This window comes from Halomonas sp. (assembly GCF_052095695.1).
Lineage (GTDB): Bacteria > Pseudomonadota > Gammaproteobacteria > Pseudomonadales > Halomonadaceae > Vreelandella.
Genome location: NZ_JBQDLQ010000149.1, coordinates 1 through 4,591, shown reverse-complemented (window position 1 = coordinate 4,591; position 4,591 = coordinate 1). Strand labels below are relative to the sequence as shown.

Annotated in this window: 4 protein-coding genes; 2 read left to right on the top strand and 2 right to left on the bottom strand. The window is 49.6% G+C overall.

Features of this window, described 5'->3' with window-relative positions; translation table 11 throughout:
- Nucleotides 1-130: 130 nt before the first annotated feature.
- Both ACTH5D_RS17330 and ACTH5D_RS17325 read right to left on the bottom strand, forming a co-directional pair.
- The gene (locus ACTH5D_RS17330) at nucleotides 131-1,555 is read right to left on the bottom strand and encodes a YfcC family protein (RefSeq protein ID WP_441673414.1); all 1,425 of its coding nucleotides are present in this window, start codon (nucleotides 1,553-1,555) and stop codon (nucleotides 131-133) included.
- Between the two features lie 14 nt (nucleotides 1,556-1,569).
- Complete coding sequence (locus ACTH5D_RS17325) at nucleotides 1,570-2,733, bottom strand: M20 metallopeptidase family protein (RefSeq protein ID WP_193061148.1); 1,164 nt, start codon at nucleotides 2,731-2,733, stop codon at nucleotides 1,570-1,572.
- Nucleotides 2,734-2,986: 253 nt separating this feature from the next.
- Here ACTH5D_RS17325 and ACTH5D_RS17320 point away from each other — a divergent pair, with 253 nt between their 5' ends.
- Nucleotides 2,987-3,868 carry a LysR family transcriptional regulator gene (locus ACTH5D_RS17320; RefSeq protein WP_193061149.1) on the top strand — a complete coding sequence of 294 codons (882 nt, stop codon included), beginning with the start codon at nucleotides 2,987-2,989 and terminating at the stop codon, nucleotides 3,866-3,868.
- Between the two features lie 33 nt (nucleotides 3,869-3,901).
- Entirely contained in the window at nucleotides 3,902-4,378 is a 477-nt protein-coding gene (locus ACTH5D_RS17315; protein ID WP_193061150.1) for an NYN domain-containing protein, read from the top strand.
- The last annotated feature ends 213 nt before the right edge of the window (nucleotides 4,379-4,591 follow it).

The window sequence follows — 4,591 nt, the reverse complement described above, 5'->3', positions numbered from 1 at the left end:
TTAGGCCTCTGCGTGACGTGAAGTAGGTCAACTACGTCGTAGGATGAACGCTTACTCTTAAATGGTTGTTTAAGCGGAAGACGTACACCATATACCGTGATTTTGTTAATACGCATTATTGATGCCTTATTTATGTCCAGGAAAAGATCTGAGCCAGCGCAATCATGAGACTTGCCATACCTAGTTGAAGAATCGCTAATGGAAGTATCCATTTGATCCACTTACTCCACGACACACCTGCCACTGCAAGCCCTGCCATGAAATATCCCGACGTTGGGGTAAGAATATTGGAGATACCATCACCAAACTGAAACGCAAGAACAGCCGTCTGACGGGTGACTCCCACAAGATCCGCAAGAGGCACCATCAAAGGCATGGTCAGTGCTGCTTGGCCACTGCCAGAAGGGACTAAGAAGTTCAGGACAAGTTGAACAAAAAACATACATACCGCAGTAACCACCGCGGGCATTCCGCTCAGCAGCCCTTCGAGATGATAAAGAATGGTATCTAGGATATCCCCATTTCTCAGAATCACCAGGATGCCAAAGGCAAAGCCCACTACCAGTGCCCCCATCGCAATTTCCTGAATGCCTTCAACAAAATGGTCGGCAATTTTATTCGGGTTCATACGCGCAAATGCACCGATTAAAATAGCCATCAAGAGAAAGGCGCCGGACATCTCACCGATATACCAGCCGTGGCGTATCACCCCATAGGCAATAACCAGAATAGTGCCTACGAAAGCAGCGAGGACGAGTTTATCGGCAACTGATAACGCGCCAGGATCTTCATTGGCTTGTGGTTTGCCAAATTGGCGGCGGTCACTATTAAAGACAAGGCTCGCTTCGGGGTGAGCTTTGACTTTGGCCGCATAGCGAGTGACGAAAGCAATACTGACGCTAACGAATATTAGCCAGTAACAGGCCCGCAGAGTCATTCCAGAAAACATCGGGAGCTCAGCGATATCCTGGGCAACGCCAACGGTAAAAGGATTCATAAACGCTGCAGAGAAACCGGCACCAGCACCTACCAGTGGCACCGCTGCGGCCGTAATAGAGTCATACCCCAGCATACGCAGTAACGGTGCGAGGATAATGATGAAGGCAATTGTTTCTTCTGCGAGCCCGAAGGTTGCTCCTCCCATCGCAAATAAAAGCATCAGTAAAGGGATAAGAATGAGATCACGCCCAGTAAGCGCATTACTGATACTAGCAACGACTTTTTGTAGTACCCCGGTTGCTTTCAGCACGCCAAACGCGCCGCCTGAGATGAAAATAAAGAAGATAATGCTACTGCCTTCCCCCATCCCCTCAAAGACCGCCATGAACGGACTTAACCAGCCAGCTTCTTGCGCTTCCACCGCCGCATAACTGTCTGGCACTACAACCGTACGCCCTTGCTCATTGGTTACACGCTCATAGCTACCCGCCTGAAGAAAGTGGGTTGATAAAGCAGCGAGACAGATAAAGCTAAATAACACGACAAAAATATGCGGGAAGCGAAATGTTGGTCGTGAACTATTCTCGTGTGTCATTGTTTTTTCGAGAGGTGTCATGGGGTATCCCCAGTTTATTGATGGTTATCGAGAAACTGCATTGCCACACTGGTCAGGAAGTCGCTTCCAATCGACAGAATGGCATCGTTAAAGTCATAGTCAGGCTGGTGAAGTTTCGGTGTTTGTGGCCCTGAACCATTACCAATCCATGCATAGGCACCTGGAATATGGGTAAGAAAAGCTCCCATATCATCAGCTCCCATGCTGACTGGGTGCTCTACCAGCTGTTCATGCCCCCAACGCTGCACCACCACATCGCGGCACAGTTGGGCACAACCGCGGTCATTGGCAACCGCTGGCGTTGAAGGAACATAATCGAGTGTGACGTCGCATCCTGTTGCCTTGGAAACCCCTTCTGCCACGTCGCTAATCCGCCTCTCAAGGCGTTTGCGTAGCTCGGGTTTAAAGCAGCGCGCGGTACCCGTCAGCCGAGCAGTCGCTGGAATAATATTGCTAGCATGACCGCTTTGCAGGCTACCCAGACTAATTACAGCGATGTCCTGGGGGTCAATATTACGACTGACAATATGTTGAATAGCGGTTGTAAATAGGCTGGCTGCGACGATGGGGTCCGTTGTGAGATGGGGCATTGCGCCATGCCCCCCCGTGGAGTGGAACGTCACCTCAAAGTCGTCGCTTGATGCCATATGGGGGACGTCATGGATAACAAAACGCCCGGCCTCTACACCTGGCCAATTGTGTAGTCCAAATATCGCATCAAGCGCGAATTTCTCCTGAAGCCCCTCCGCAAGCATCGCTTCAGCGCCAGTACCAATTTCCTCGGCGGGTTGAAAAATCAACACGACATTTCCCTGAGCTGGGCGCTGGTTAGCCAACTGTGCAGCAGCAGCCATCAGCATTGCCGTATGGCCGTCATGCCCACATGCATGCATTACATTTGACTGGCTGGACCGATGCGAAAACTGATTAGCTTCCTCGAGTGGCAAGGCATCGAAGTCGGCTCGAAGCCCAACGGTTGCCCCCGTGCTGGTGCCTTGGATGACGCCGACCACACCGTGGCCGCCTATCTTCTCATGCACCTCATCTACCCCCAAGTCACGTAGCATCATTGCAATACGCTCAGCGGTTATAGACTCCTGACCAGATAACTCTGGGTGCTGGTGGAGCTCCCTACGAAACGTGATCATTTTCTCAAGCTCAATGGCTGATAACGTCATGAGAGGTAAAACCTTGTTGTAAAGTGGTAAACCTGGGAGAAATGCGCCATCTGACGTTTGCGATAACACATGCTTATGCAACATGAGCCGCGTACGCCGCTATACGCTTAGCCAGATTATTTTTGAGTATGTTGTAACGCTTAGTACGAATAAAATACTTCTTCCCGATAGCGTCATACCTTTATGAGATGAGGCTTTAGTTGTATTTTCTGTATGAAATGAGACGCGCATCGTGACGTCTCCGGGAGCGGACATGGACACAAAAAAACTAAGGTACTTCCTGGCGGTGGTCGAAGCGGGTTCGATATCGTCTGCAGCCAAGCAGATACCGATCGCTCAGCCCGCCTTGACGCGACAGATACATCAGCTTGAAGCCGATATCGGGGCAGTCCTGTTTTATCGTGATCGCAAAGGGGTATCTCTGACCCAAGCGGGGCATTACCTATATGCCAATGGGCAGCGTCTACTGTCAGAACTCGAAAGTGTCGCGAAGAAAACACGCGATATTGCCAATGGCTACCGCGAAAGTCTCTCACTCGGGATTAGCACCATACATCCCTATATTCCCAGCATCACAGCACTCATCAGCAGATTCCGTTCACGCTATCCATCAACACAGTTAACGCTGGAATCAATGTTGTCGGGGCCTCAGGCAGAGGCGATTCTGGCGGGTCGGCTCGATGCCGGCATTCTATTCATTGAACGAGAAGATGAGCCACGGCTAGATTACTATCCACTAGCCAGTTTTCGTATGGCGGTCTTTACCAGTCGATGCCACCCTCTCATAGCGACTACCCCGACCTCGCTTAAGGATTTTCACGACGCGCCATTCATTCGGTTTAGCCGAACCTCAACGCCTGGCAGCTTCGACCGGTTAGATAGGTGCTTTCAGAAGGTAGGCTTCGTACCCAATACTGTTCAGGAATGTCGCGATGACATCACTATTCGCAGTTTGGTCGCAACAGGAATGGGGTATGCGATTATGCCGAGCATCATGGCACTCGGCGATGAAGACATTGTCGCCTATGAATTAGACGACTTGCCAATAGCCACGGATCTCATGCTTGCTTGGCAAAAGGGGCGCCAGCCAGCGGCAGTAAAAACACTATGCCAGCTCGCCGAAGAGTCACATTGACGTCATCACTAACGACAAAAAAGATTATAGATAATGACCAAAGTTGCGATTTTTATTGATATCCAAAACGTCTATTACACCGTGCGAGAAGCGTATGGTAAAAACTTTGATTACAACAAATTTTGGGCACAAGTAACCACTGACAGAGACGTTGTGGCTGCTTTTTGCTATGCCATCGATAGAGGTGACCAAAAGCAACGGGAGTTTCAAAATATACTCAGAGCAATTGGTTTTAATGTAAAATTGAAACCTTTCATCCAACGCTCAGACGGTTCTGCGAAAGGTGATTGGGATGTTGGCATTGCTCTCGATGCAATGGAATATGCAGAGCAAGCAGATGTTATTGTATTAGTCTCCGGCGATGGAGACTTCGATCTTTTAGTCAACAAAATACGCGTTAAGCATGGTAAAAAAGTTGAGGTTTATGGTGTTCCCCAACTTACGGCAGCATCATTAATAAATGAGGCCAGTGAGTTTATAGCGATAGATCATTCGCTCTTGCTACGTTAGGTTGCTAATAGCGTCGCTTAGCTGCAGAGGTTATTCGTCTGGTAACTGATCGACCCGCGTGAGGTGAAGGGGGTCGTTGAAATTCCGCACGACGCCCTGGGTAACGATGTGCCTGTCATCAAAGGCAGCTGGATTGTTCACCAGCATGGGCAATGGCACCGTTACGGTAGTTGTCAAGAAATCTGTCGCCTCTGAGATCATTCAGGCCACCTG